Annotated in this window: 23 protein-coding genes; 12 read left to right on the plus strand and 11 right to left on the minus strand. The window is 63.8% G+C overall.

Translation table 11 applies throughout. The annotated features are described in order from the left end of the window. The first annotated feature begins 207 nt into the window (after positions 1-207). A complete protein-coding gene (locus NL528_RS37910) occupies positions 208-858 on the plus strand; it encodes a TetR/AcrR family transcriptional regulator (protein WP_309179451.1) in 651 nt (216 codons plus the stop codon). A gap of 226 nt (positions 859-1084) precedes the next feature. Continuing rightward, complete coding sequence (locus NL528_RS37915) at positions 1085-1435, plus strand: hypothetical protein (RefSeq protein ID WP_309179452.1); 351 nt, start codon at positions 1085-1087, stop codon at positions 1433-1435. A 76-nt stretch (positions 1436-1511) separates the two neighbouring features. Here the strand turns inward: NL528_RS37915 and NL528_RS37920 are convergent, their stop codons facing one another. Together NL528_RS37920 and NL528_RS37925 are read right to left on the minus strand one after the other, a co-directional pair. Further along, the gene (locus NL528_RS37920; protein WP_309179453.1) at positions 1512-2777 is read right to left on the minus strand and encodes a D-amino acid dehydrogenase; all 1266 of its coding nucleotides are present in this window, start codon (positions 2775-2777) and stop codon (positions 1512-1514) included. A 71-nt stretch (positions 2778-2848) separates the two neighbouring features. Continuing rightward, on the minus strand, positions 2849-4177 hold the full coding sequence (locus NL528_RS37925) for an aspartate aminotransferase family protein (RefSeq protein WP_309179454.1): 1329 nt from the start codon (positions 4175-4177) through the stop codon (positions 2849-2851). Between the two features lie 148 nt (positions 4178-4325). Here NL528_RS37925 and NL528_RS37930 point away from each other — a divergent pair, with 148 nt between their 5' ends. Beyond that, positions 4326-4874, plus strand: a complete 549-nt coding sequence (locus NL528_RS37930; protein ID WP_074278142.1) for a cupin domain-containing protein — start codon at positions 4326-4328, stop codon at positions 4872-4874. Positions 4875-4980: 106 nt separating this feature from the next. Here NL528_RS37930 and NL528_RS37935 read toward each other — a convergent pair whose 3' ends face one another. From NL528_RS37935 to NL528_RS37960, 6 genes are all read right to left on the minus strand, one after another. Beyond that, complete coding sequence (locus NL528_RS37935; protein ID WP_309185176.1) at positions 4981-5754, minus strand: sensor histidine kinase; 774 nt, start codon at positions 5752-5754, stop codon at positions 4981-4983. A gap of 111 nt (positions 5755-5865) precedes the next feature. Then, entirely contained in the window at positions 5866-6252 is a 387-nt protein-coding gene (locus NL528_RS37940; RefSeq protein ID WP_309179455.1) for a response regulator, read from the minus strand. A 396-nt stretch (positions 6253-6648) separates the two neighbouring features. Next, the gene (locus tag NL528_RS37945) at positions 6649-6927 is read right to left on the minus strand and encodes a DUF1488 family protein (RefSeq protein ID WP_309179456.1); all 279 of its coding nucleotides are present in this window, start codon (positions 6925-6927) and stop codon (positions 6649-6651) included. A gap of 47 nt (positions 6928-6974) precedes the next feature. Then, complete coding sequence (locus NL528_RS37950; protein ID WP_309179457.1) at positions 6975-7154, minus strand: hypothetical protein; 180 nt, start codon at positions 7152-7154, stop codon at positions 6975-6977. Between the two features lie 84 nt (positions 7155-7238). Next, positions 7239-7535 (minus strand): hypothetical protein, encoded by a 297-nt coding sequence (locus tag NL528_RS37955; RefSeq protein WP_309179458.1) that lies wholly within the window; start codon positions 7533-7535, stop codon positions 7239-7241. After that, positions 7528-7797, minus strand: coding sequence for a hypothetical protein (locus NL528_RS37960; protein WP_309179459.1), 270 nt, complete (start codon positions 7795-7797; stop codon positions 7528-7530). The genes NL528_RS37955 and NL528_RS37960 overlap by 8 nt, the downstream gene beginning before the upstream one ends. Before the next feature lie 193 nt (positions 7798-7990). On the opposite strand from NL528_RS37960, the gene NL528_RS37965 reads away from it, so the two are divergent. From NL528_RS37965 to NL528_RS37980, 4 genes are all read left to right on the plus strand, one after another. Beyond that, a complete protein-coding gene (locus NL528_RS37965) occupies positions 7991-8800 on the plus strand; it encodes a transglutaminase family protein (protein WP_309179460.1) in 810 nt (269 codons plus the stop codon). Then, positions 8797-8988, plus strand: coding sequence for a hypothetical protein (locus tag NL528_RS37970; protein ID WP_309179461.1), 192 nt, complete (start codon positions 8797-8799; stop codon positions 8986-8988). The genes NL528_RS37965 and NL528_RS37970 overlap by 4 nt, the downstream gene beginning before the upstream one ends. Positions 8989-9060: 72 nt before the next feature. Continuing rightward, positions 9061-9267 carry a hypothetical protein gene (locus tag NL528_RS37975; RefSeq protein ID WP_309179462.1) on the plus strand — a complete coding sequence of 69 codons (207 nt, stop codon included), beginning with the start codon at positions 9061-9063 and terminating at the stop codon, positions 9265-9267. A 66-nt stretch (positions 9268-9333) separates the two neighbouring features. Further along, positions 9334-9741 carry a DUF4864 domain-containing protein gene (locus NL528_RS37980; protein WP_309179463.1) on the plus strand — a complete coding sequence of 136 codons (408 nt, stop codon included), beginning with the start codon at positions 9334-9336 and terminating at the stop codon, positions 9739-9741. Between the two features lie 43 nt (positions 9742-9784). Here NL528_RS37980 and NL528_RS37985 read toward each other — a convergent pair whose 3' ends face one another. Further along, positions 9785-11065 (minus strand): MFS transporter, encoded by a 1281-nt coding sequence (locus NL528_RS37985; protein WP_309179464.1) that lies wholly within the window; start codon positions 11063-11065, stop codon positions 9785-9787. A gap of 230 nt (positions 11066-11295) precedes the next feature. Then, positions 11296-11676 (minus strand): hypothetical protein, encoded by a 381-nt coding sequence (locus NL528_RS37990; RefSeq protein ID WP_309179465.1) that lies wholly within the window; start codon positions 11674-11676, stop codon positions 11296-11298. A 194-nt stretch (positions 11677-11870) separates the two neighbouring features. Between NL528_RS37990 and NL528_RS37995 the strand changes: the two genes are divergently transcribed. Beyond that, positions 11871-15965 (plus strand): hypothetical protein, encoded by a 4095-nt coding sequence (locus tag NL528_RS37995; RefSeq protein WP_309179466.1) that lies wholly within the window; start codon positions 11871-11873, stop codon positions 15963-15965. 12 nt (positions 15966-15977) lie between these two features. Continuing rightward, on the plus strand, positions 15978-19652 hold the full coding sequence (locus NL528_RS38000; protein WP_309179467.1) for a hypothetical protein: 3675 nt from the start codon (positions 15978-15980) through the stop codon (positions 19650-19652). A gap of 117 nt (positions 19653-19769) precedes the next feature. Here the strand turns inward: NL528_RS38000 and NL528_RS38005 are convergent, their stop codons facing one another. Next, positions 19770-21092 carry a TAXI family TRAP transporter solute-binding subunit gene (locus tag NL528_RS38005; RefSeq protein ID WP_309179468.1) on the minus strand — a complete coding sequence of 441 codons (1323 nt, stop codon included), beginning with the start codon at positions 21090-21092 and terminating at the stop codon, positions 19770-19772. 1357 nt (positions 21093-22449) lie between these two features. On the opposite strand from NL528_RS38005, the gene NL528_RS38010 reads away from it, so the two are divergent. The 3 genes from NL528_RS38010 to NL528_RS38020 all read left to right on the plus strand — a co-directional run bounded on the left by NL528_RS38010 (position 22450) and on the right by NL528_RS38020 (position 24794). After that, on the plus strand, positions 22450-23082 hold the full coding sequence (locus tag NL528_RS38010) for a DUF1326 domain-containing protein (RefSeq protein ID WP_309179469.1): 633 nt from the start codon (positions 22450-22452) through the stop codon (positions 23080-23082). A 47-nt stretch (positions 23083-23129) separates the two neighbouring features. Next, on the plus strand, positions 23130-23903 hold the full coding sequence (locus tag NL528_RS38015) for a DUF2182 domain-containing protein (protein ID WP_309179470.1): 774 nt from the start codon (positions 23130-23132) through the stop codon (positions 23901-23903). A 96-nt stretch (positions 23904-23999) separates the two neighbouring features. Continuing rightward, positions 24000-24794, plus strand: a complete 795-nt coding sequence (locus tag NL528_RS38020) for a hypothetical protein (RefSeq protein WP_309179471.1) — start codon at positions 24000-24002, stop codon at positions 24792-24794. Positions 24795-25106 lie beyond the last annotated feature (312 nt).

The raw sequence follows: 25106 nt of genomic DNA on the forward strand, positions 1-25106 counted from the left end.
GGCATTGGCCGGCGAGCCTGTTCAGGTCTGGCGCCGGGAGTTGGCGCTCATCGCCATATACGGAGGCATCCTCCGTTTAGCAAGACGCACGCCGCCGGGATAACGGCGAAAACGGCAATTGGTTTTCCGAAAAGATCGTGCTCAAACAACGCGATGGGCGCATGATCCGACAGAGCCTAACCAAATCGTGATCGAGATTATTTTTTGATGGCCGGTCCGTCCGCAGATTCCCTTCGCAAGCCCCGCGCGGACGCGACGCGTAATCGCGAACGCGTGCTGGAGGCCGCCAAGGCGGTGTTCAGCGCCGGCGGCCCGGACGCCAGCCTCGAGGCGGTGGCCAAGCGCGCCGGCGTCGGCATCGGGACGCTCTACCGGCATTTTCCGACACGCGAGGCGCTGTTCGAAGCGGTCTATCGCCGCGAGGTGGAGCAACTCAGTGAGCTGGCCGAACAGTTGAAGAGCGCCGCCTCACCGGTTGACGCCTTGCGTCGCTGGCTCAAATCCAACGTCGAACTCGTCGCCACCAAGAAGGGGATGATCACGGCGCTGGCGCTGGTCGTGCAGGGTTCTTCGGAATTGTACGCCTATTCGTTCGATCGCCTGACCAAGGCGGTCGGCACCCTGCTCGATCGCGCCGTCGCCGCCGGCGAGATCCGTGCCGATATCAGCCCCGAAGACGTACTGCGCGCCCTGATCGGCATGTGCTACATGCACGAACAGCCCGGCTGGCAGTCGACCGTGCTGCGGCTGATGGATGTGTTCATCGATGGGCTTCGCGTGCAGCCCGATGCCGGTCGCAAGGCGACATCACCGTCGCAACCCGGCCGCGCCAAGCCGGGCGTGAAGCGGAATCGATAGAAAGCTTCATCGTCATCGCGATGCGCGCCAGCGACGACTTGTCCGCCGAAGCTCGCGAGCGAAGGCGGACGCAACGCAGCCTTACGGCCGAGGCGAAGGCCGAGATGAAAAAATTTAGATATACTCGAACGAAATCGAAAATATGAATTTAGGATTGTCGCTTCAGAGGCCGTCAACCTTCGCGGTCTAGGCTCCTTTTATGCAGGGTAAATCAAGGGAGCCGAGCATGCCGAACCAAGCGAAGCATGGCAAAGCACGAGCAGCCGCGACCGACGCCCGCGAAGATATCATGAGCCCGGCCGCCATCAGCGCCATGAGCCCGGGTGTCGTAAGCGCCATGGGTGCCGTAGGCGGCGCCGTTATCAAGATGCACAAAGAGGCGATGGACGAGAAGCCGGATTGGTTCTGGCATCTCTTCGCGAAGTGCGAAGCCAAGGCCGTACGCGTCGCCGCGCAAGCCGCGTACGAGCCTCAGTCGAACGGCGACGCCACGTTCATTGAAGTGTATGCCAAGACGTTGCCGGCGCTATTGAAGAAGGCTCTGAACGCTCACGAGCAGGCACTGAATCGCGTGTAGCCCGGCGCGTCCTGGACCGTGCGCCAATCGCGCCTTGGTCTGGTGCCAGTAATGACGACGATGCGGTCCCGACCCGTCACCCAAACCTGTGATCATACCGGCTGATCGCAAGCTCGCTGGTATCGATGTCGGGCTTCCGCCCCGACAGCAAATCAGCGAGCACCCGCCCCGACCCGCAGGCCATGGTCCAGCCGAGCGTGCCATGGCCGGTGTTGAGATGCAGATTGCTGTAACGCGTCGCGCCGATCACCGGCGGGCCGTCGGGCGTCATCGGGCGCAGGCCGCACCAGAACGTCGCCTTCTTGAGATCGCCGCCGCGCGGGAACAGATCGGTCAGGGAATGGTCGAGCGTGGCGCGGCGTGCCGCATAAAGCTTGTCGGAATAGCCGGAGATTTCGGCGGTACCGCCGACGCGGATGCGGTCACCGAGCCGCGTGATCGCGACCTTGTAGCTTTCGTCCATCACCGTCGACACCGGCGCGCCATCGGGATCCGTGATCGGCACCGTGATCGAATAGCCCTTCACGGGATGCACCGGCAGTGAAATGCCGAGCGGCCTGACCAGCCGCGGCGACCAGCTGCCGAGCGCCAGCACATATGCATCGGCCTGCATCACGCCAGTCGAGGTGACAACGCCGGTGATGCGCATGGCGTCGGCGTTCAACCCTTCGATCCCGACATTGAACATAAAGCGCACACCGAGCTTTTCAGCCTCAGCCGCGAGCGCCTGGGTAAACATGTGGCAGTCGCCGGTCTCGTCCTGCGGCAGCCGCAAGCCCCCGGCGATCTTGTCCTTCACCGCAGCGAGCGCCGGCTCCGCGGCGACGCAGCCGTCGCGATCCAGCACCTCAAACGGAACGCCATTTTGCTTGAGCACCGCGACGTCGTCGGCGGTGTGGTCGAGCTGCGCAGAATAGCGAAACAATTGCAACGTGCCGCGCTCGCGCTCGTCGTAGTGAATGCCGGTCTCGCTGCGCAACGCGCGCAGGCAGTCGCGGCTGTATTCGGCGATCGGAATCATCCGGCTCTTGTTGACGGCGTAACGCGCGGAGGTGCAGTTGCGCAGCATCTTCAAGAGCCAGATCCACATCACAGGATCGAGCTTCGGCCGGATCACCAGCGGGCCGTGCTTCATCAACAGCCATTTGACCGCCTTGACCGGGACGCCGGGACCGGCCCAGGGCGAGGAATAGCCCGGCGATACCTCGCCGGCATTGGCAAAGCTGGTCTCGAGCGCAGGTTTTGGCTGACGGTCGATCACCGTCACCTCATGGCCCGCCCTGGCGAGATAATAGGCCGAGGTGACGCCGATGACGCCGCTGCCGAGAACGATAACTTTCACGATCCTTCAAGCTCCTGCTGCGGCATCGCCTCGCGGCCGCTCGATGTTCGATACCGCAGCTGGAGCAAGGATCAGGCCACGCGTTTGATGGCGTCGCCGAGAATCGAGACCATCTCGTCGATATGGCTGCGCTCGACGATCAGCGGCGGCGACATCGCAAAGGAATCGCCGCTCATGCGCAGGTAAAGGCCGCGATTGAAGCAGTCGACCATCACGTCATAGCCGCGCGCGCCCACACCGTCCTTGCGCGGCGCGACCTCGACGGCTCCCATCAGGCCGACATTGCGGATGTCGACGACGTTCGGAAGGCCCTTGAGCGAATGCAGGGCATCGCGCCAGTATTCGGCCAGCGAGGCGCCGCGGGTTAGCAGGCCCTCGTCCTTGTAGATATCGAGCGTCGCAATACCCGCGGCGCAAGCCACCGGATGCGCCGAATAGGTGTAGCCGTGGAACAGTTCGATCGCGCCTTCCGGACCGTTCATCAGCTCGTCGTGGATCTTGCGGCTCGCGAACACCGCGCCGCAAGGCACGGTGCCGTTGGTGATGCCCTTCGCAGTCGTCATCAGGTCCGGCGTGACGCCGAAGAAATCGGCGGCGAACGGCGCGCCGAGCCGGCCGAATCCGGTGATGACCTCGTCGAAGATCAGGAGGATGCCGTGCTTGTCGCACAGTTCGCGTAAGCGCTGCAGATAGCCTTTCGGCGGCGGCAGCACGGCGGTCGAGCCCGGCACCGGCTCGACGATCACGGCAGCGATGGTCTCGGCGCCATGCAGCGCCACCAGCCGCTCGATGTCGTCGGCGAGTTCGGCGCCATGCTCCGGCTGATCCTTGGCGAAGGCGTTGCGCTTAAGGTCATGGGTGTGGCGGATGTGATCGACGCCTGGCAAATGGGTTGCGAAGGCGCGGCGGTTGGCGACCATGCCGCCGACCGACATGCCGCCGAAGCCGACGCCGTGATAGCCGCGCTCGCGGCCGATCAGGCGGGTGCGGGTCGGCTGCCCGGCGGCGCGGTGATAGGCGAGCGCGATCTTCAGCGCAGTATCGACCGACTCGGAGCCTGAATTGGTGAAGAAGATGCGGTCGAGGCCCTTTGGCGCGATCTCGGCGAGCCGCTCGGCGAAATCGAAGGCGAGCGGATGGCCCATGTTGAACGAGGGCGCGAAGTCGAGGTTCGTCAGCTGCCGCTCGACGGCGGCGGCGATCTGGCGGCGGCCGTGGCCGGCATTGACGCACCAGAGGCCGGCCGAGCCATCGATCACCTTCCGGCCGTCGACGGTCGTGTAATGCATGCCCTCGGCCGAGGCGAACAGACGCGGCGCTTTCTTGAACTGCCGGTTGGCCGTGAACGGCATCCAGAACGAATCGGTTTGCAGGGTGTTCGGAATCTGATGAAGGGTCACGGCGTCGCTCCATTGCTGACTGAAGCAGCCGAACCACGCTAATGGGACCGCAACAAGCCCTTTTCTGCGCTGCCGCAACCCATTGATCTTGTTGAGGGGTGAGGTGCATATTTGCGCGATCCGCAACACCTGCAACAGGGATTTCTCGATGAGCGTCGATATCGGTGGACGGCTGCGATTCATTCGGGCGCGTCACAAGGTCTCGCAGCGCGAACTCGCAAAGCGCTCCGGCGTGACCAATTCGACGATCTCGCTGATCGAATCCAACCAGATGAATCCCTCCGTCGGCGCGCTCAAGCGCATCCTCGACGGCATTCCGATGGGACTGGCCGAATTCTTCGCCCTCGAGCCGGAGCGGAAGCAGAAAGCGTTTTACCGCTCCGACGAATTGACCGAAATCGGCAAGAAGCCGATTTCGTATCGCCAGGTCGGCGACAATCTGTTCGGCCGCGCCTTGCAGATCCTGAAGGAGCGCTACGAGCCCGGCAGCGACACCGGCCGGGTGCCGCTGGTTCACGAGGGCGAGGAAGGCGGCGTCGTCGTTTCCGGCCGGCTGGAGGTGACGGTCGACGACGAGCGCCACATCCTCGATCCCGGCGATGCCTATTATTTCGAAAGCCGCCGGCCACACCGTTTCCGCTGCGTCGGCGCAAAGCCCTGCGAAGTGATCAGCGCCTGCACGCCGCCGACGTTTTGAGAGAACTTGACCAACTCTCCCTCTCCCCGCTTGCGGTCCGCAAGCGGGGAGAGGTGGCCCGAACGCCGGCACCGATTCGACTCAAAGTCATTATGCGCGAGCCCGCTCACAATGCGAGAGAGTCCAGAGGAACATTGAGTGAGTAAACAAATCCGCTCGATTCGTAGGTCAACTTGACGTCGCCCTTCAGTTGCCTGCCGAGCGTCTCGATCAGACGCGTACCAAAACTCTGCCTGGTCGGGGCCTCGACCACCGGACCATCCTGTTCCTTCCAGACGAAGTGCAGCCGCGACGCCGTGGCGTCCTTTGCCCAGCTAATGTCGACATGTCCTGCGGGCACCGACAGGGCGCCGAATTTCGTGGTGTTGGTGCAGAGCTCGTTGAGGGTCATTGCGATCGCAATGACGGCGCCTGAAGCGATCTGGACGTCGGGCCCATCGATCGAAAATCTGGGCGTATCCGGATTATCGAAAGGTTCGGTCGCGCCCCGAACGATCGTTCGCAAGTCCGCGCCGGTCCAGCGCGCCTGCAACAGAAGATCGTGGGCGCGGCCGAGCGCTAGCAGACGGCCTTCGATCGCGGCTTGCGCATGCTGCGTGCTCGGCGCATTGCGCAGGCTTTGCGATGCAATGGCGCTCACCGTTGCGAGCGTGTTCTTGATGCGATGGTGAAGCTCTTCCAGGATCAGCTTTTGCAGCTTGTCCGACGCCTCGCGTTCCTTGGCGTCGATGCCGGCCTGGGCCAGCAGGGTCTCGGCGCTGAGCTTCGCCTGCGTCAGCAGCAACCGGAGGCTGACGTTCTCTGCCACCAAAAGCTCTTGGGGAGACGTCGGATCGGACTCCAGGCCGGAGGCGTCCTCATCATGGTCGATTTTGAACATCGTCAACAAATACCACCATCTGTCCGGTTCCGGACATTTCTTTAGGGTAATGATTCCAGCAGCCTGGCCAGGAAATGCAGCGATATTCGCGATTTTTTGCCCTCGCCGACCTCAGGCATGGCCCAGCATATCCTGCATCTCGGCGATCATTTCGCCGGACTTGAGCGGTTTTCCGAAAAAGCGGCTGTCAGGCGGGATATCGCTCCGAGATAGGTGCAACTGCCCGGACGCCAGGATGATCTTGATCGGCGGCCAGCGCATGTGGACGGCGTGCGCCAACTCGAGCCCGTTCATGCTGCCCGGCATCTGGATATCGGTGAACAGCAGCGCGATATCGGACCTGGACTGCAGGATGGCAAAGGCCTCGTCCGCATCCACGGCCTCGACCGAAATGTAGCCGGCGTCTTCCACCATACCGACCACCCGCATACGCAGCAGCATCTCGTCTTCAACGACGAGCACAATTGGCGGGATGCGGGAATGATCGAGAGCCATCATGAAGGGGGCCTCAGCGTCGCGCCGTCACCAGACGGGCCTCGCGCACTGTGGTATCACGGCCGTGAGAGAGTTAATCATTTTTCAGACTGCTGACTGCGGCTGGTCGCCAATCCCGCTACACTTGGGGATCAGGTGGCAACGGCGCTGGAGACGCAGGGTTCCGCAGGTATTGCTGTATTTTGCACAAGGGCGCTTCAATTGAGGCAAGGAACGACGCCGACGCGATCTACAACGAGGGCGACGGCGTGCGACGCGATCTCAAGGTCGGCCGCCAATGGTTCGAAAAGGCGGGGGCGCTGGGTGATCCCGAAGCGAAGCAGAATTTGCGGGAGATGCGAAGGTGACGCGTGAGCAGTTCGCCGGCGGTCGGTTTTGACGCCGGAAACCGTCGCCGGATCAGCCGCGAAAATCGATGCTGCGCAGGATGATGCCGGCTGGATTGCCCTCGAACTCTCTCGCAACGAACTTGCGCGACGCGCGTTGCTCGATCTGGTCGCGCAATCGCAGGAATTGCGCTTCGCGTTGCTCCGGCGCGGTGCGCGAGACGTGTTCCAGATCATCCATCGCCGAGGCACTGACGGCGCAGGATACTTCCCTCGCGCCGTCCATCATGGAAAACGAGAGCACCATGCGATCGTATTCGTAACCTCTGATACTGCCGCGTGCGAGCGTCATCGGACTTTCCTCCTTGAGCGGAGCAACGACCCTGCTTGTTTCTCCGCTCATCTTTTTTTCTTGGCCGGCGGCGGATCGATCTCGGCGATCCGGCTGAGGCAGGCGGCCTCGGAATCATGCGGGCCCGAGACGAAAGTTCCGCTCACCTTGGTGGAGTACCAGCCGGAGACGACACCCAGGCGCAGCGATTCTTCGGTCTTGACGTGACGGGGCGAGAGATTTTGCATCAGTTGCTTTCGGTTGGGCCGTTCGATCTTGCATCGAGCGGGATGGATGAAGTTTTCAGTTGTTCGGTCGAACAATCGTTTCGTTCAGTTCTCACCGGAGAGCCGGGTAAGGTCCGCAAGCACCGCTGTCACGAGATCGCGGTGATGGGTGTCGGATGGCGCGAGGCTGGCGGAATACAGGTTCAGCACGTAACGCGCCTTTGCCACCGCCTCGGGCCATGAAGTGGCTGGCACGGCAAGGAGCTGGATTTCGACGACGCCTTGTGTTTCGCGCAGCAGTTTTGCGTTGGCCTCGACGTCGGCGAGCACCCGGCGGATATCGGTGGCCTTTTGCGCCGCCATGCCGCGATGCTTGTCGAGATCGATCGGGATTTCAGTCACGGGGTGCGCTCGCGTCGATGCGCTGCGCGTCGGACAGATCGACCGAGCTGATCGAGATCATTTCCATAGCCGAACGCTGCGGCGGCGCACCGGGAACCATGATCATGGTGGCGACGCGCCGATAGCACGGAAATGAAAGACCTTCGATCATTTCCTCGTCGGTGATGACCTCGTAGTCGCCGGGCGCGAGCTGGCGATCGATCCCCTTGATGCGGAACGAATGCCTGAAATGAACCGTTTCCCGCCGCGAGCGCATGGTCATGCCCACAGCCCAGCGTACCTGCGCGACGAAACATCTGAATGTTCGGACATCGGCGCAGCGTGCGCGCTTTTGCGGCAATTAGCTATCGTTTTCTCGGCTTTCGACCGCATTTGATCGAATAAGGCAGCCAACGCCTTGTATTCGACGGCTTCGTAGCCATTTCGACAAGATACCAGTCAGGAAAGCATTTCGAATGAAGATTCGCGTCGGATTCGAAATGCTGTACGATTTCCCTCAGCCAACCCCGATGATCATGGTGCTGGGCACGCATTTCACGCGCGCCTCTGACGTCATCGTGCCCGATTTCCTGACCACCAACCCTTCGGTGCCGATCACGCCTTACCGCGACCTGTTCGGTAATTGGTGCAGCCGTATTGTCGCACCCGCCGGCCGGATGCGTCTGGCCGCCGATGGCGTCGTCCGCGACAGCGGCCTGCCGGATCCGGTGTTTGCTTCCGCGACTCAGCATGCCGTCGAGGACCTGCCCACCGACACATTGGTTTATCTGCTCGGCAGCCGCTATTGCGAGACCGACCGGCTTTCGGACATCGCGTGGAAATTGTTCGAGAACACGCCGCCGGGCTGGGCCCGGGTGCAGGCGATCTGCGAGTTCGTCCATCGCCACATCGCGTTCGGATACGAGCACGCCCGCGCCACCAAGACCGCCTTCGAAGCTTACAGCGAGGGCCAGGGCGTCTGCCGCGACTATGCCCATCTCGCCATCACGTTCTGCCGCTGCATGAACATTCCGGCGCGCTACTGCACCGGATATCTCGGCGACATGGGGACACCAAAACCCTGGGCCGCCGGCGATTTCGCCGGCTGGTTCGAGGCCTATCTCGGCGGCCGCTGGCACACTTTCGATCCCCGCAGCTTCGTGCCGCGGATCGGCCGCATCCTGATCGCGCAGGGACGCGATGCTTCCGACGTTCCGATCACCCAGACGTTCGGACCGAACACGCTGGTCAGTTTCAAGGTCTGGACCGACGAGGTCGCCGAATGACAGATCAGCACCCTGCCCTGAGTATGGAAGAGTTCGCCTCCTTGCGCGAAGTCAGCAAGGGCGACGCGCAGCTTGAAATCCCGCAATTGCACTGGGAGCGCCTGGTTGGCCTCGGCTACGCGGTCCGGCGGCTCGGCGAACTCGGCCTGACCGCCTCCGGCACGCGGCGCCTGACGCTGGGCCAATAACCCCTTCCGCCCGCATTCCCGCCGATATAGCTTTTGCGGCGACTGCACCGCCAAAGAACCGCGGGAGCCACCATGACCGGGACGATTTATGGCATCGCGCTGATCCTGATCGGCCTGATCTATCTCTGGAAGCCGACGATGTTTCGTCGCGGCCTGTGGATGAAGACCAGCACCGCGATCCGCATGTTCTCGGAAGAGAACTACACAAGATACATGCGTGTCCTCGGCCTGATCTTCATCGCCGCAGGCATCGGCCTCGTCATCTACGGTGCAATTTAATTGCGCAGGCGGGAAGCCGGCATTCGATGTAAAACGTAACAGGTGCATCGGCAACGGAGCAGCCCCATGCGCGCCATCGTCCTGCTTCTCGCATTCCTGGTTTCGATCGCCCTGCCCGCCCGCGCGGCGGACGACATCGCCGCCGCGCAAAGCGTGATCCGCTCGCAGGAGCAGGCCTTCAGCCACGACGACGCTGCAGCCGCCTATTCCTATGCGGCGCCCGAGATCCAGCAGATGTTCCGGCAGCCCGACATCTTCATGTACATGGTGCAGAACAATTACGCGCCGGTCTACCGCCACAAGAGCTTCGAATTTGGCGAGGCGCGCGCCGCCGACGGCCAGATCGCCCAGCGCGTCCATATCATCGACGCCGACGGCGAGGCCTGGGAAGCGCTCTATACGCTGGAGGAGCAGCCCGACGGCAGTTTGAAGATCACGGGGTGCAGTCTGTTGAAGGCGGGACAGGCGGTGTGAGGCGCTCTTCTCCCTCGCCCCGCAAGCGGGGCGAGGTAAGAGACTACGCCATCGCCAGCCGCTGCCGCGCGCGCCACAGCAAGGACAGCATGATGGTGACGTTGACCGCGTTCCAGGCGATGCCGTTGAGGAAGGCGGCGCCGTAGGAGCCGGTGGCGTCAAAAATCACGCCGGAGATGAAGCCGCCGAACGACATGCCGAACACGGAGGCGAAGATCACGATGCCGACGCGCGTGGCGGCTTCCGAGGCCGGCATCGCCTCGCGCACGATGATGGCGTAGCTCGGCACGATGCCGCCCTGGAACAGGCCGAACATCGCGGAGATGATGTAGAGCGAGGTCAGGCTGTCGAAGAACAGGTAGAACAACAGCGCGGTGCCTTGCGCGATCGAGCCGATCAGGAGCGTGGCGATGCCGCCGATCCGGTCGGCCAGAAAGCCAGAGCCGATGCGGCTGATGATGCCAAAGCCCAGCATCAGCGACAGCATCTCGGCGCCGCGCGCGACGCCATAGCCGAGATCGCCGCAATAGGCGACGATGTGAACCTGCGGCATCGACATCGCCACGCAGCAGGCGATCGAGGCCAGCGCCAGGATCGCGGTCAGCGCATTGGTGGAGAGCCGCAAATCGACCCGCGGCGGCGGCGCGTTCTGATGATTGCGGCGGGTGCCGGCGCCCATCAAGAGCCGCAGCGCCACCAGCGCCAGCGCCATCGCCACCGCGGCGAAGAGGCCGACCGCGATATGGGTGCTGCGCCAGCCGATCGACTGCATGCCAAAGTTCACCAGCGGCGGCCAGATCGTGCCGCCGATGTAGTTGCCGCTGGCGGCAATCGCGACCGCGAGCCCGCGGTAGCGGTAGAACCAGTGCGAGGCTTCCGCCATCAGCGGACCGAAGGTCGCCGACGAAGACAGCCCGATGGCGAAATGCACCAGGATGAATTGCCAGATCGACGACGACATGCCGGCGCCGATATAGCCGAGAGCGAGGATGCCGATGCCAACCCCGATCGCGGTGACGATGCCGTAGCGGTCGGTGATCTTGCCGGTCAGCACTCCGCCGGAGCCGAAGCCGAGCATCACCATCGTAAAGGCCAGCGAGGCCGTGCCCCGGCCCGCGCCGAACTCCGTCTGCACCACCGGGAGCGCGACCACGACCGACCACATGCCGACGCTGCCGAGCGAGCCGATCAGGACGGCGACGGCAAGCCGCGCCCATGCCCGGCGCGAGTCGGGAACGAACAGCTCGGAATTTGGGGCAAGATCAGAAGAAATATCCACGGCGCGCGCAACTTCGACGGCAATTGCCCAGAGGTCAACCGCCATGGCGCGATATTGGGCATGCAGATGCGTGGGGATTAGGCGGCACCAACCGCCTCACCTGCGGGACAGATCAGGCCGCACCGGTGCTGGCTGGCGCCGGATTGACCTACGGCGCGATACTCTTCGTGCGGCGCTGAACCGGCGTTTCGCACAAGTTCTTCACGCGCCTAGAACCGTTGTCCGGCCATTCACCGGCATCGCCCCCTCAACGCCGGCGCGCAGGCTCATCAAATTTACTTGCCGCTCCGGGCCGGCAGCTGGACAGGGACGTGCGGCGACGTGCTGACGACCCGTGTGCTGCCATCCGGGTAGCTTTGGCCCTGGGCCCGGATCAGGGATTCGACAATTAAAAGAAACTTTTCGGCGAGCATGGCAGCGCTCCCATTATTTGGCGGTTCAATCGCATCATCGTGCCCGACCAAGATTTCCGGCCGTTTTCGAGGCTCCGCAAAAATGGTTTCGTCGACCGGGTGTAATGTTTCTTCGCCCGCTTCGCCGCGAAACCAGATCACAGGATCGTCATAGCCGGCCGAAGCGTTGCGGCCATGGCGTGGCGGCAGCGGACTGTCGCCGCGCGCGAACAGCGATAACCCGTCACGCCAATCCGGATGCATCGATAACCGCGAGAACTCTCGAATGGGGGAGCTTTGCTGCCGTTTCGCGGCGAGCCGAAAAAGAAAAAACGTCGCCTATCATGCAATCGCCACGAGCGTGTGATAGTATAACTTCTCGTCTCCGGGTTGCCGTAACGCGTCACCCAGGAAAGATGCGCTTTTGGCAACGTTCGGACCGCAACAGGAGGTGGACGATGCCACTGAACCTGACGCTCCTGCGCGGCGATCTTGCCACGCTGATCCCCGAGCCGCCGCCGATTCCGCTTCCGTTGCCCGGAACCGTGCAAATCGTCACCGGCCCCGGCCTCGTCGGCTTCAAGCTCAATGGTGTGCTCCGCTGGCTTGTCGATGAGAAGTGGTTCGGCGGCACTCCGGTCCTGACCTACGGTCCACTGCTCACAGGGTATCGCATCGAGTTGAAGGGCGCGCTCTACGCCGGGACGAGCCTGACGGCGGATTTCGTCATGACGCTCGCAGCGAAGACCGCAACCGGCACACCGATGGACATGGCCATGTCGCTGGGCGGCTTTCATGGTCAAGCCGTGCTGGAGCGCTGGCTCGCCGGCAGTCAGCGGCTGGCTTCGCCGGTCACCCTCGCCGCGACCGCCTGCACGCTCGGTGCCGCCGGCAAGCTCGCGCTTCAGAACGCCGCCTCCGCGATGTTTGCGCCAGAATGGCAGACGACCTATGCCGGCAACGGCATCGCGGCCGTCACAGGGCTCGGCGCCACATCGCAATCCGCCAACAGCTTCCTGCTCCGCGTGCTGACGCCGGGGCAACCGAGCCTGCGCAGCGCGCCCAAGCAGAAGCGCACGCTGATGACGTTGCACCGCCGCAGCCTCAACTGGGACCTGAAGCCGTCGCCGCTGGCGCTCGATATCGGCACGCTGACGCCGCAACCGAACCTGTTCGACGAAATCGACATCGAGGCCGGCGAGAACTCGGCGACGGACGCGGATCACACGCTGCTGGCGCAATCGACCAGCACCGACAAGCTCGCCTTCGCGCCCGGCGGCAGTATCACCAATCTCGACGGCCATGCGCTGGTCGTCCCGCTCTCCGCGGCGCGCTTTGCCATCGATTTCGAGACCAACCAGACGTTTCTTTCCGCTCAGTTTCCGGCAACCCCGCTATGGCTGCAACGGGACGGCTTTGCGCTCCAGGTCGGCAACCCCGCCGGCGCTTCCGCCTTCGAACTCGATGCGACCGGCGGCTCGGTGACCACGCGCCGCTGCGCGCCGGCTTTGCTGCAGGCGGCCGCACCGCTCGCCGGCGCCGCCGCGGCAACGCCGTTGCCGCTCAGCGGAACGTCGCCGCTGAACTTCGTCGCCAAGCCGGGCACGACACCGGGCTGGGGTGTGCTGGCCGCCGCCGCCATTGCCACGCAGCCAACGCTGTCGCTGCCGGAATTCGCCGTGGCGCTGCTCCGGCGCGACGATTTGCTGGCGCTCGATTTTCTGTTCGGCAATCTCGCGCTCGAAGGCGGCGGCGGGCTGGCGCCGCGCCTTGCGCGCATCGACGCCACCGCCGACGGATTGCTGACCGCGCGCTTCAACGGGCCGCAGAATATCGTCGACCAGGCCTTTCCCGAGGTGCCGCCGCCGCTGCCGGCGAGCCCTCCGGTACAGGCGCTGGCGGCGGGGCCGAGTCGCCTCGTCTTCAAGCTCGGCACCGGCGTGAGCCAGGTGCCGTACGATCTTGCGGGCCTGCTGCAATGGGCGGCCTACGATCTCAACGTGTCGCGCGCCGCGGCGTTGCCGGATCCGCCGCCCCAGCCGGCGAACGGTCCGGCGCCGACGCCGCCGCAGCCGACGGAGACCGCGATCGAAGCGCCGTGGTCGCTGTTTCTCTCGCCCAATGCCACCGCCGGCTGGGCCAATCAAACCGACGCGGTCACGCACGGCACCCAGACCGAACTCTGGCACACCCGGCTCGGGGTCAAGAAAATTCAGGGTGGCGTGCCCATCGTCGACGAGCAGTCCGCGGCAACACGGACGGTGCGCGCGCTGTGGTCTCCCGACTACCGACCAGGGCCGCCGCCCACGACGGACTCTTCACCCTTCCTGATGTCGCTGAGCACGATGGACCGCGACCAGATCGTGGTGCGTTCATCGGACTTCTCGAATCCGCAATTGCCGCCCAAGGCCGTCCAGGTCGACCGCCTGATGCTGTCGTCGCTCGGCGCCTGGCTCGACCTCGACGGACGCTGGCCCCCCGGCGGCGCCTTCACGATCGTGGGATGGCGCCACCGCGCGGCCACAGGCCGGGACAATTACGTCAAGGTGATCGACGCGGCGTTTGCCTGTCCCGTCGGCAACCGCGCGGTGCGGGTCAAGGTGACCGAGCGCAAATTTCTCGATAACCCCACTGGCCCGACCACCGCCTATCAGATGCAGCGCCACTACGTCGTGATCACCGAGCCGGAGAAGGACTACAGTTTTCTCGCGACTACGACGGCGAGCGGCGGCCGCAACTTTCCGTTCAAAAAGATTCGCATCACGACGCTGGTGACGCCGAATCTCGACACGCCGCCCGGCGGCAACTGGAATTATTTCATACCGACGGTCAGCGGACAGCCGTTCCTGTTCCACATCGTCGCGACGGACTGGGACGGCAATAATTCGGACTTCTCGATGCCGCTGGTGATCGCGCTGAGCGACATGCAGTCGCAGACCGGCGGGTACGCGCTCTACACCGGCTCCGATCTTTCGATCCGCCAGCGCGACATGGGTGGCCAGTCGATCGCCTTCGCGGCCAGCACCAAGCCCGGCGGCACGACGTTCAACACGTCGACCATGACCTTCAACGCCGCGCTCTTCAACGTCTTTATCCCGCCGCCGCCGGGTCAGCCGATCTTCTATCCCATCCTCGATACGATTTCGGCGGCACAAGTGACCATCCCGGCGCTGCAACAGATCACCGGCTCGTCCAGCCCGGTGCAGATCGTGTTCTATCCGCATTATGTCCAAAGCAATTTCGACAAGGGCGGCGTTTTCATCCAACTGGTCAACGCGCTCGGCGTCGCCTTCGGCGGCGACAAGACCGGCGGCGTCGCCACGCCGAATTTGAACGTCGGCGGCCTGTCGCGCGATTTCGGCACGGTCTCCGGCACCGGCGGCGCGCTCGACACCTTCTCCCAGGGCAAATTCGATCCGAAACAATATTTTGGCGCCATCGCCGACGCCAAGCTGCTCGGCGTCGTTCCGCTCTCCGACGTCATCCAGGTGATCCTGGACATCACCGGCGCCCCGGAAAAGGCGCCGCAGCTCGTGACCACCCGATCGCCCACCCAGATCGTGACGACGCTGGCGTGGAAGCCCGACGTGCAGGACTGGGCGGGCGGCGTGGCCAATTTGCATTTCACCGCGCCCGACGCGCCCAAGAATCTGGAGCTCGACGTCGTCATCACCACGCCGATCGGCGGCGGAACGCCGGATGCGACGGTCACCGGCCATATGCGCAGCTTCGACCTCGATCTGCTCAGCGTCATCAAGCTGCATTTCAACTCCGTCGACTTCACCGCTTCGCCCGGCAAGAAGCTCGACCTCAGCGCCAATATGGGCGACATCAGTTTCGAGGGCGATCTGGCGTTCCTGAACCAGCTGCAGCAACTCATTCCCTCCAGCGGCTTCTCCGACCCGCCGGCGATCGAGGTGACCTCGCAGGGGGTGACGGTCGGATACTCGCTGGCGATCCCCAGCATCGGCGTCGGCGTCTTCAGCATCGAGAACATTCGGCTCGGCGCCGCGCTGGAGCTGTCGTTCGTCGGCGCTCCGATCCGCTTCCGCTTCGCCTTCAGCGAACGCCAGCATCCGTTCCTGGTCAGCGTGTCGCTGCTCGGCGGCGGCGGGTTCTTCGGGCTGGAGCTTGGCCCCGACGGCATCGAGATGCTGGAGGCATCGATCGAGTTCGGCGCCAACGTCTCGATCGATCTGGTGGTGGCCAGCGCCAACGTCCACATCATGGCGGGCGTCTATCTGAAGCTCGACTTCGCCACCCAGCACTCGCAGCTCACCGGCTATCTGCGCGCGGGCGGCTCCGCCAACGTACTCGGGCTGATCACGCTCTCGGTGGAGTTCTACCTCGGCTTCACCTTCTATCCCGCCGGCGGCGGCGCCGCCTGCAAGATCGCCGGCGAGGCCTCCGTTACCGTGGAAGTGGACGTGCTGATGTTCAGCGCCTCGGTGTCGCTGTCGCTGCGGCGCGAGTTCGGCGACCCGACCGTTTCGTTTGCCGATCTGATCGCGCCCGGAGACTGGAACGAGTATTGCGACGCGTTCGCCGCGTAAGGAGCGAAGGCCATGAGTATTCGCAACATGATGTGGACCGCGCTGCCCAACGGCTTCACGACCGTCGGCGACAAGCTCGTGCTGTCGGTCTATCTCTCGCCGCGGCTCGTGACCGACAATGGCGTCGACGGCACGCTGCAGCAGTTCTTCCCGCAGCTGCAGGACTGGCCGGCGACCATCGGGCCGCTGCAGTTCAAGGTACAGGTTCAGGGCGGACCGGCGTTCACGGTGACGCGCGCCGCTACGATTCCGCTGGAATCGCCGCTGTGGGCGGCGCTGTTCAACAAGGACACCTATGTGCGCTCCTACCAATTCGAGCAGCGCACGACGCAGAACATCCGCTCCTATCCCGTGCGCAAGGTGCTGGCGTTCCTGAAGAACGCCTACCAGGCGGTGGCGATCCAGACGCCGGACCAGCCGCCGACGCGCGGCGATCTCAATTTCGAGGATTCGCCGCGCACCATCACCGACCTCGTTACGATCTCCCTGGTGCTGCCCGAGCTCGAACAGCGCACCGCTGCCGCGATCGAAGTCCGGCTGTTGGACGGCCACGCCATCCCGCCCGCCTTCGGCACACCCGCCACCGATTTCTACCAGGTCCGCACCTTCCATCAGTTCCTGTCGCGGCGTAACCCCGACGGCACGCCCGCGCCGCTGCAAAAGCAGACCTTGCCAAAACTCGATTTCCACGACGTGGTGAGCCGGCTCTCGCAATATCCGGAACTGCTGCGGCGGCTCGGCCTGGTGGTCGACCTGGAGCTGCCGACAACCGTTCCGGCGGCCGGAAACATCCAGGTCATTCCGCAGCTCGCGGGACCGGCGCCGATGTCTCCGTGGACCGCCTACCAGGTCGACACCACGCGCCGGCGTTTCCAGCCGGCGGCAGGCACCGAGGTCGCCGACGGCATGCTGCAGCTTGGCGGCGGCAACTACGACGCGGTCGAGGTCGACGTGGATGGCGCCGCGCACAAGATGCTCGACTTCGCCTTCAACCTCGGCCGCCTCGACCATGTCACGCGAACCCCTGGCAGCGCCAAGCGCTTTGGCTTTCCCTCGTTGCGCTCCGCCGGCTTCGCCGCCACCCGCCAGGGACGTGCGGTGCAGCTGCATGACCGCTTCGGCGCCGCGAGCGCGCAAAATGGCGCCATCGTCGCCAACCCGCAAAATGGACCGGTGCTTGCCGCCGACGACCTCACGCGCGGCTATCGCATCGATGTCTGGGACAGCCTGAGCGGCAAATGGCATTCGCTGTGCCGGCGCGACGGCACCTACGATTTCCAGAACGTCAACCTCGTCCGCCACCTCGATCCGGACGAAGGTTTTACCGCGCTCGCCACCAGCCAATCGGCCGACGGCACATCGCCGGATCTCTATCTGCCGGAATCGTTGTTCCGCTGGGCCGGCTGGAGCCTCGCGGTGCCGCGGATCGGCAAGACGGTGGGCCCGAGCGACACCGCGGCGACGCCAGAGAACCCGGCGCAGACCGAGTTCAAGCTGGTGGTGACATTCAAGCCGGTCCTGACGCCCAACGACAACAGGCTGCCGCGGCTGCGGTTCGGCGCCAGCTACCAATTCCGCGCGCGTGCCGTCGACCTTGCCGGCAACAGCCTGCCGCCCGACGCGTCGATCCACGCCTCTTTCAGCATTCCGCCGCAGCCGGTGCCCTATCTGCGCTATGAGCCGATCGCGGCGCCCGTAGTGGTGCTGCGTGCGGCGCTGAGCCCGACCACGACGCCCGGCGAATCCGTCGACCGCATCGTGATCCGCAGCAACTTCAACACGCCGGCCGCAGCGCCCTCCGAACGCCACCTCGCGCCCGCAAAAGTGTCGCAGGAGACGGCCGAGGTGCACGGCATGTTCGACACGCCGACGGGGCTCGACAAGACCGTCTACACCATGCTGACGCAGAAGGACGGCGATCTCGGCGTCGACCCCGCGCATCCCGACCAGCCGGTGCCGCATCCCGAGGCGCAGCTCGTGCTGCCTTATCTGCCGGATCCGCTCGCGGCCGGCGCCGCTTTCGTCAACCTTCCCGGCGTAGCTGCGGGCACGGTCTTCACCGTTCCCTTCACCGGGACATGGCCGAACGAGCGGCCGTTCCGCATCGTGCTGGCGGAAGGCGCCGGCGCGCCGGTGCTGACCGAGACGGCGCAAGAGCGCTTCCTGACCGTGCGGATCGCCAAGGCGGACGAGATCGCGGTGGTGCTGAGCTGCTATCCCACCGCCGACGCGCTGGCGAAGCTGGCGATCTGGGGCTGGATCCTGGAAGCTGGCCCGCCCAATCTCGCGGTGCTGCAGCAACTGGCCGACAATGGCGGGCACTGGATGCTGACGCCGCCGCGGGTCCTGACCTTGGTGCACGCGGTGCAGCAGCCGCTGATCGAGCCGCAATTCCAGGATCTGGCCGCCGCGCGCACGCTCGGCGGCACCAAGGCGCGGCTGACCGACGACATTCCGCTGAGCGGCAAGAGCACGATCAGGCTCGACATCAATGCGATCTGGGTCGAGACCATCGACGACGGCGGCCCCGGCCCGCAGCCGAAGACGCCGCCGGCGCAAACCCGCGCCTTCGAGACTCCGGTCGAGCGCAACGCGATCTCGCAGAAGATCGACGGCGCCCATGAATTTCACGACACCAAATATCGCAGCGTAACGTACGTCGCCACGGCGACCTCGCGCTTCCGCGAGTATTTTGCCGACAGCCTGACGCGGCCGGCAAGCGACTTCACCCGCGACTCCGTGCCCCTGACGCTCGACATCCTCAACACCGCGCGCCCGGCGGCGCCCAAGGTGTTGTATGTGCTGCCGACCTTCGGCTGGTCCGACAAGACCGAAGGCACGTGGAACGTCAGCGCGCGCGGCGGCGGCGGGCTCAGGGTCTATCTCGATCGGCCGTGGTTCTCCTCCGGCGCGGGCGAACTGCTCGGCGTCGTGCTGTGGGGTTGCGTGCCGCCGCAGCAAGGCACCTTCACTGCGTTCACCGTCCCCGACTATTTGTCGGCCGTCGTGACGCAGTGGGGCATGGACCCGATTTGGGACGCGCCGCCGCCACCGTCGCAAGCGGTGCCGCTGCCGCAGCATTTCCGCAACGCAGTCGACATTGCCAGCGGGCTCACGCTAGAATGGCCGCCGGGCTTCGGCAACATACCGATCTCGGTGGCGGGACATTCCGTCGGTTACGACGTCGACCGGCAATTGTGGTATTGCGATATCGAGCTCGATTCCGGCGTCGCCTATTTCCCCTTCATCCGCCTGGCGCTGGCGCGCTACCAGCCGAAATCGCTGCCCGACGCCCACCTCTCGCGCGTCGTGCTCGCCGATTACGTGCAGTTGGTGCCGGATCGGGCGGCGAGCATCGCCTTCGACGGCTTCGACCCGACGCTGTTGCAATTGGCGGTGACCGGCGTGCTGTTCGCGAACACCGCCCAATCATTGCTGCAGGTAACGGTCGAAGCCCAGGCCAAGAACGCCACCGGCGATGCCGCGTGGGTGCCGCTGTCGACGCAAACGCTGACGCCGATCAAGGGGCCGGGAGCGACAACGCTGTGGACTTCGCCCATCATTTTGCCGGCGCAGCGCGGCACACGCGCGTTCCGGCTGCGGCTGGAGGAGTTCGAGATCTACCAGACCGGCACCGCGGGCCAATCGCAGCAGCGGCTGGTGTATGCGGATGTGCTGAAGCTGTAGGTTTAGAGCGTTTTCCAGCGAAGTGGATACCGGTTCGCGCCAAGAAAACGCGTCAAAAAAAAGAAATAGAGCCCCGTTCCGATTCAATCGGAACGGAAAAGGCTCTAGGCGCCCGGATCAGGCGGCAGAGGCCACAGCAGGCTTCTTCGCAAGCATGGATCGCCGATCGTGAATCAAGCCCTCCAGCCGATGGGCGGCGACATTCAGCGTCGCGTCATCCACTGCGCTCTCGTCCCCGCGCGCCGTCCTGGCGCGTTGCGCGCCGAGAATGGCGTCGATCTCCTCCTCGATTTCCAAAAGCTCGGCCTCGGTGCCGGCTTTGCGAATCCGGCGCCCGAGGGCATAGAGCGAATCCAGCGGGCCCTGTCCGGTGAAAGGCGCCCCAAGTCCCAGGAACTTCCAGGCCGCGGCAAGCACGGTGGCCGCGGCGCCGAGCGCCATCGGCGTCAGATAGATCCAGTTGCCGTATTCATCCATAAAACTCTGCTGGGTGCCGTTGTAGACGGCGGCCGCCCCGGGGTGCAGCGCAAGGTAGGCATCCTGATCGGTGCTGGGTGCGGTGATCTGCCCGAAGATCGGATCCTCGGCCAACAGATCCCTGCGGACGTTCATGATGGTCTGCGTGAGAGTGGCGACCAGATCCGAACCGAGCTTCTTGTTCGCAACCAGATAGAGTGATGTTCTCAGGGTGGTCAGATCGTCATCCGGCACCGGCGGCGCGCCGCGCAAGGTGCCTTTCGGGACGTCGAAACTCTCGAAGGCACGCTCGGTTTCGGCGATCGCCGCCGCGGAATCGACCGGGATCAGCACCGGCAGCGCTTTCGACCCCTGCTGGGACAAGCTTCGCACCAGCGACAAATATTTTTGCGCCAGGGGAATCACGACGAGCAGTGCTGCAACCTCTTTGGATTGAAGGGCGCGCCGGGCATCCGTCAAGGCGATATCCTTGAACACTTTCTGCCGATCCAACCCGTATTCCTTGCTCAGCGCCTCGACGACTTTGGCATTGGTGCTCGCGCTAATCACCCCGACACGGCGTCCCTTCAGTTTGTCCATGCTGTCGACGCTTGAACCCGGCGGCGCGACGATGAGGACGACCATGTGGCTGACAACGACCACGGCGCGCGCTTGCGACAGGTCGCCGACATCGCCGCGAACCACGGCCAAGTCCACCTTGCCGGCTGCAAACGCATTAGCCGCTTCAAGCGCGGTGCCGCTGTCGACCACCTTGAGCCGCACCGCCGCGTTGGTAGTCGCGAGCCGGCTTGCAATGGCCGACATGGCCTTGGCAGCTTCGCCGTCAATCGAGCCGACCGCCACGCTCAAAGTCACCGGGCGGGTATAGTACCGATAGGCAAACAGGCCGGCGCCGGCCGCAAGACCGACCGCGCCGACCAGCACGACGAAGCGAAGCCAGAGCGGAAAATACAGCGAAGTCATGCTCGCTCCTCCCTGTTAGCCGACCGCTTGCCGCACGGGATGCGGCCCGATCAAATCCTAAGCTGCGGCAAGCCCTGCCGGATGGCTTGAGCGAGAGCTCGAGTTCATGGGGCAATTTGTCGGGCAGCCTGCCGACCGTCAACTGATCGAATATCTCGTGCGGTGCATCGGTCAACCGTTCGCTCCCCGAAGCGATCAAATGCCGAACCAGAGTGCATCCAGCCGCGCGACTCCACAAGGCGGGCACGCAGGGCGGATCGGCCGGCGCCGTCCGGGCATAGGCGCGCGGCATCACAGGATCATTATGGGCAATCCGGATTTGGGCTATAACAGCGGGGATCAATGACGATCCCAAGTTGAGCAATGAGGGAGGCGAGGTCCGATGCCAAAACTTTTGGGAACGACGGGACTGATCGTTTGCGCGGTGCTCTGCTTCAGTATTCCGGTCGCGAAGGCCGGTCCTTGCAGCGAAGACATTGCTCAATTCGAAGCCGCCATACGCCAGTCGGCGGGAAATCCGAACGCGGGATTGACGGCGCCACAGTCGGTTGGCGCCCAACTTAATCGGCAGCCAACACCCGCTTCCTTGAAGCAGGCCCAAAAGCGCCTGCAATCGAAATTCTCGACGACGATGGCCCGCGCCAAGCGGTTGGATGCCAGGGGCGATCGCACGGGATGCAGCGGCGCGCTTACCGCAGCCAAGCGAATGTATATTCTTTGAAACGAAGTCCGTCGGGGAGTTCGAGCCTAATGACGACTACACACGCGCTTCGACACGATTTCAAAAGGAAACCCAAATGAAATCGCACATAGCCTGTTTCGTGCTCGCCGCTGCTGCCGTGCTGGCGTTAACGCAACCTTCCCTGGCCCAAGGCACCTCCGGCGGAACCGGGGCCGTCGCCTCCATTCCCGGCAGCGTCGTCAGGGACCACCAACAAGGCCCCGGTCTTTTCAGCATCATCGCTGGTTCAACCCCGCCAAATTCGAGCCCGGATTCGAGACGAAGGACGACCGGCCCGGGCGAAACCGTGCAGCTGCCCCGACAAAAGACCGGCAAATGATCCGCTACCTAAGCGCCGTCATGCCCGGCCTTGAGCTGGCTTGAGCCGGGCATCCACGCCTTGCTTGAGCGAGGGCGACGATCGAAATTAAGACAGGAGTGGTGTCCTGTACGGCGCGGATGCTCGCTGATATGCTTAGCCGCGATCAGGACGCAATGGCAGTCCGCTAATCCAGTGTGGCTTGCTGGAGCAACACAGGTCCTGATTCCGTTCACATTGACCCGGACATTTCCAACCCGAAGGGGATTCTCAAGCGGCTGCATCATCCAACCAAAAGTATTGCGGGAGGTGTAACTATGGCTGCATCCGACTGGCGCCTCGAAGGCGAATGGATCAAGAATTGCAATTGCGCGTTCGGCTGTCCCTGCGATTTCAATGCCCTGCCGACCCACGGCTTTTGCAAGGGCATGGTCGGCATGAGGATTACCAAGGGACACTTCGAGGGCACTGGGCTTGATGGTCTCGTGTTCGCCGGAACCGTACATTTTCCCGGAGCGCTGCATGAGGGCAATGGGCAACTGCAGCCGATTATCGACGAGCGCGCTACCCCGGAACAGCGCCAGGCGCTGTTCGAAATCATGTCGGGCAAGCATTCCGCCGAGGGCACGCTGTTCCAGATCCTCAGCGTGATCGTAACCAAGATCCACGATCCGGTGTTTGCGCCCTTCGAGTTTTCATTCGACAAGAACGGGCGCGTCGCGCGTGTCGTCGCCAAGGGTGTGCTGGAGACCGAGGTCGAGCCGATCAAGAACCCGGTGACGGGCGCTGCGCATCGCATTCAGGTCGTGATGCCGGAAGGCTTTGAGCACAGGGCCGCCGAAGTCGCCTCGGCCAACATCCGCTCGACCGGGGCGATCAAGTTTGAAACGAAGGGCACGCATAGCTCGCTTGCCAACGTCGTCCAGACCCCCGATGGCGTTGCAGCTTGACGCTGCGCCGGAGCCTTCGCTCGAAAACGCTCTAGCGAGGTGACGGCATGAGCGACACGTCAGCGCTCGAACAAATCTTGCGGCATGACCGCCTGATCGTTGCAGGCGGCATTGCCGGGGTGACGGCGCTGGCCTGGACCTATCTGTTTGCCGGCGCAGGCATCGACATGAGCATGGCCGACATGCCGATGGACCCGATGCCATGGTCGCCGTCCTATGCCGCGCTGATGTTCATCATGTGGTCGATCATGATGATCGCCATGATGGTGTCGAGTGCAGCGCCCATGGTCCTGCTATTCGCGGCCATCAAGCGCAGGCAAGCGGCATCGGTGTCCCCCTTCGTCGATGCCTGGATCTTTCTCGGTGGCTATCTCCTGATATGGGCGGGCTTCAGCCTTGTTGCGACCCTGGCCCAGTGGGCACTCGAACGCGCTGGCCTGCTGTCGATGGCGATGGCGAGCACCAGCGCCGTGCTTGGCGGCGTCATTTTGCTGTTGGCGGGGTTTTACCAGTTCACGCCCGTCAAGAGCGTTTGCCTGCGCTACTGCCAGAGCCCGGTGCTGTTCCTGAGCCGGCACTGGCGGCCGGGCGCAGCGGGTGCATTGCGTATGGGGCTCCGGCACGGCAGCTACTGCCTCGGCTGTTGCTGGTTCCTGATGGCGCTGCTGTTCGTCAGCGGTATCATGAACCTGTTCTGGATCGCCGGCATCGCCCTCTATGTCGCGTGCGAGAAGTTGCTGCCGCTCGGCCACCGGCTCAGCCGCGCCGCCGGCGTGGGCCTGATTGCATCAGGCTTGATCGTTCTGGCGCGCGCGCCTTGAGTAAACGAAGCGTAATCCACTGCCCATCCGGGCCCGACAATCGCCAAGCAGGGAGAAAAAGCGTAAAACAACGCTGCTCGAGCAGGAAGGGACACCGTGGCAGCACTTTCGGATCAGAGGGCGAAGGCGCGCATTGCGATCGCCTTCGTGCTCCTGTTCGTCGTTGCGGCGGCGCTCTCGGTCGGGGTCTATTACCTGGGCAAGCTTCAGGAAAATATCGCCTCTCAGGAAAGCCGGATGGCGCTCGAAGCCATCAACAATGCGGCCTCGATCGACGAGGCGCTGGCACGATATCCGGCAAACAGATTCCTGAAGCTGATGGCGATGGCGACCACGGCCGCCCTGGAGACCAGCGCTGCCAGTGAAAAGCTGTCCCGTGAAATTGAACCACCGGCGCTTTCGAGGGGTATCACCCTGGCGGCAGCGAGCCGCGCCGATCTCGAGGCCCTTCGCCGCGATTTGAAGGTCGCGGAAACCAACGCGACGACATTCATGCCGCGCTACCTCGCCCTCCTCAAGGCCGAGCGCGACAGGCTCGAAAATTACGCGCTCTCACTGAGTATGGAAAAGAATGTCGCCAACAGGTTTATGCAGGACATCGACAGGCGGCACGCGGAAATCGCCGCTGTGATCTCCAAAATGCTGGCGGCCCGGGCCGAATATTATCGCGCGTACGATAAATGCGTCGCAGCGCTGCTGGCGGAATTCGGCATCTACAAGGTGACGAACGGACAGTTCATATTTCCAATTCAGTATATGGCGGACCGTTACAATGTCGCCGCCAACGCCATGACGTCAGCCGCACAGCGTGCCGCCGAACTGGAAGAAGCCAGGAAAACGCTTGCGCAGCCGCCGCTGAAGGGGTGGGAGCAGATCGCCGGCGGCGGGTGACCGGGCCGAAACTAATTCGGATTACTTCCGAAGAAACTGCACAGCTTCATAAAGTTCATTGCCGGAATTCCGAAACCTCCGCATCATTTCCGGAGCCGGACATCGCCCCCTGAAACGTCCGGCGCTCCCGCAAGGAGCCGCGAAGAGGCCTCAGTTTCCCCAAGTAGCTGAGGCCTCCCTTTCGTTGCGGTGAACCTGAAAAATCCGGCGGAACGAAGCGCCGAGAATCATCGCATGCGGTCTGTGCAGGGAAGATCGGGCGGCGGTGCCCCAATGGGGACCTAGTTGTTTGAACCAAACACCAGAGGAGAT

Origin of the sequence: Bradyrhizobium sp. Ash2021, from assembly GCF_031202265.1 — a bacterium.
In the GTDB taxonomy this organism is placed as follows: Bacteria; Pseudomonadota; Alphaproteobacteria; order Rhizobiales; family Xanthobacteraceae; genus Bradyrhizobium.

Excerpts from the sequence above, each read along its gene's own strand:
- NL528_RS37975 (WP_309179462.1), top strand. The coding sequence starts at position 9,061 with ATGACCGGGACGATTTATGGCATCGCGCTGATCCTGATCGGCCTGATC.
- NL528_RS38000 (WP_309179467.1), top strand. The coding sequence starts at position 15,978 with ATGAGTATTCGCAACATGATGTGGACCGCGCTGCCCAACGGCTTCACG.
- NL528_RS37910 (WP_309179451.1), top strand. The coding sequence starts at position 208 with ATGGCCGGTCCGTCCGCAGATTCCCTTCGCAAGCCCCGCGCGGACGCG.
- NL528_RS37950 (WP_309179457.1), bottom strand. The coding sequence starts at position 7,154 with ATGCAAAATCTCTCGCCCCGTCACGTCAAGACCGAAGAATCGCTGCGC.
- NL528_RS37915 (WP_309179452.1), top strand. The coding sequence starts at position 1,085 with ATGCCGAACCAAGCGAAGCATGGCAAAGCACGAGCAGCCGCGACCGAC.
- NL528_RS38010 (WP_309179469.1), top strand. The coding sequence starts at position 22,450 with ATGGCTGCATCCGACTGGCGCCTCGAAGGCGAATGGATCAAGAATTGC.
- NL528_RS37930 (WP_074278142.1), top strand. The coding sequence starts at position 4,326 with ATGAGCGTCGATATCGGTGGACGGCTGCGATTCATTCGGGCGCGTCAC.
- NL528_RS37990 (WP_309179465.1), bottom strand. The coding sequence starts at position 11,676 with ATGCATCCGGATTGGCGTGACGGGTTATCGCTGTTCGCGCGCGGCGAC.
- NL528_RS38005 (WP_309179468.1), bottom strand. The coding sequence starts at position 21,092 with ATGACTTCGCTGTATTTTCCGCTCTGGCTTCGCTTCGTCGTGCTGGTC.
- NL528_RS37945 (WP_309179456.1), bottom strand. The coding sequence starts at position 6,927 with ATGACGCTCGCACGCGGCAGTATCAGAGGTTACGAATACGATCGCATG.
- NL528_RS38015 (WP_309179470.1), top strand. The coding sequence starts at position 23,130 with ATGAGCGACACGTCAGCGCTCGAACAAATCTTGCGGCATGACCGCCTG.
- NL528_RS37935 (WP_309185176.1), bottom strand. The coding sequence starts at position 5,754 with ATGTTCAAAATCGACCATGATGAGGACGCCTCCGGCCTGGAGTCCGAT.
- NL528_RS37960 (WP_309179459.1), bottom strand. The coding sequence starts at position 7,797 with ATGACCATGCGCTCGCGGCGGGAAACGGTTCATTTCAGGCATTCGTTC.
- NL528_RS37940 (WP_309179455.1), bottom strand. The coding sequence starts at position 6,252 with ATGATGGCTCTCGATCATTCCCGCATCCCGCCAATTGTGCTCGTCGTT.
- NL528_RS37965 (WP_309179460.1), top strand. The coding sequence starts at position 7,991 with ATGAAGATTCGCGTCGGATTCGAAATGCTGTACGATTTCCCTCAGCCA.
- NL528_RS37985 (WP_309179464.1), bottom strand. The coding sequence starts at position 11,065 with ATGGCGGTTGACCTCTGGGCAATTGCCGTCGAAGTTGCGCGCGCCGTG.
- NL528_RS37995 (WP_309179466.1), top strand. The coding sequence starts at position 11,871 with ATGCCACTGAACCTGACGCTCCTGCGCGGCGATCTTGCCACGCTGATC.
- NL528_RS37980 (WP_309179463.1), top strand. The coding sequence starts at position 9,334 with ATGCGCGCCATCGTCCTGCTTCTCGCATTCCTGGTTTCGATCGCCCTG.
- NL528_RS37970 (WP_309179461.1), top strand. The coding sequence starts at position 8,797 with ATGACAGATCAGCACCCTGCCCTGAGTATGGAAGAGTTCGCCTCCTTG.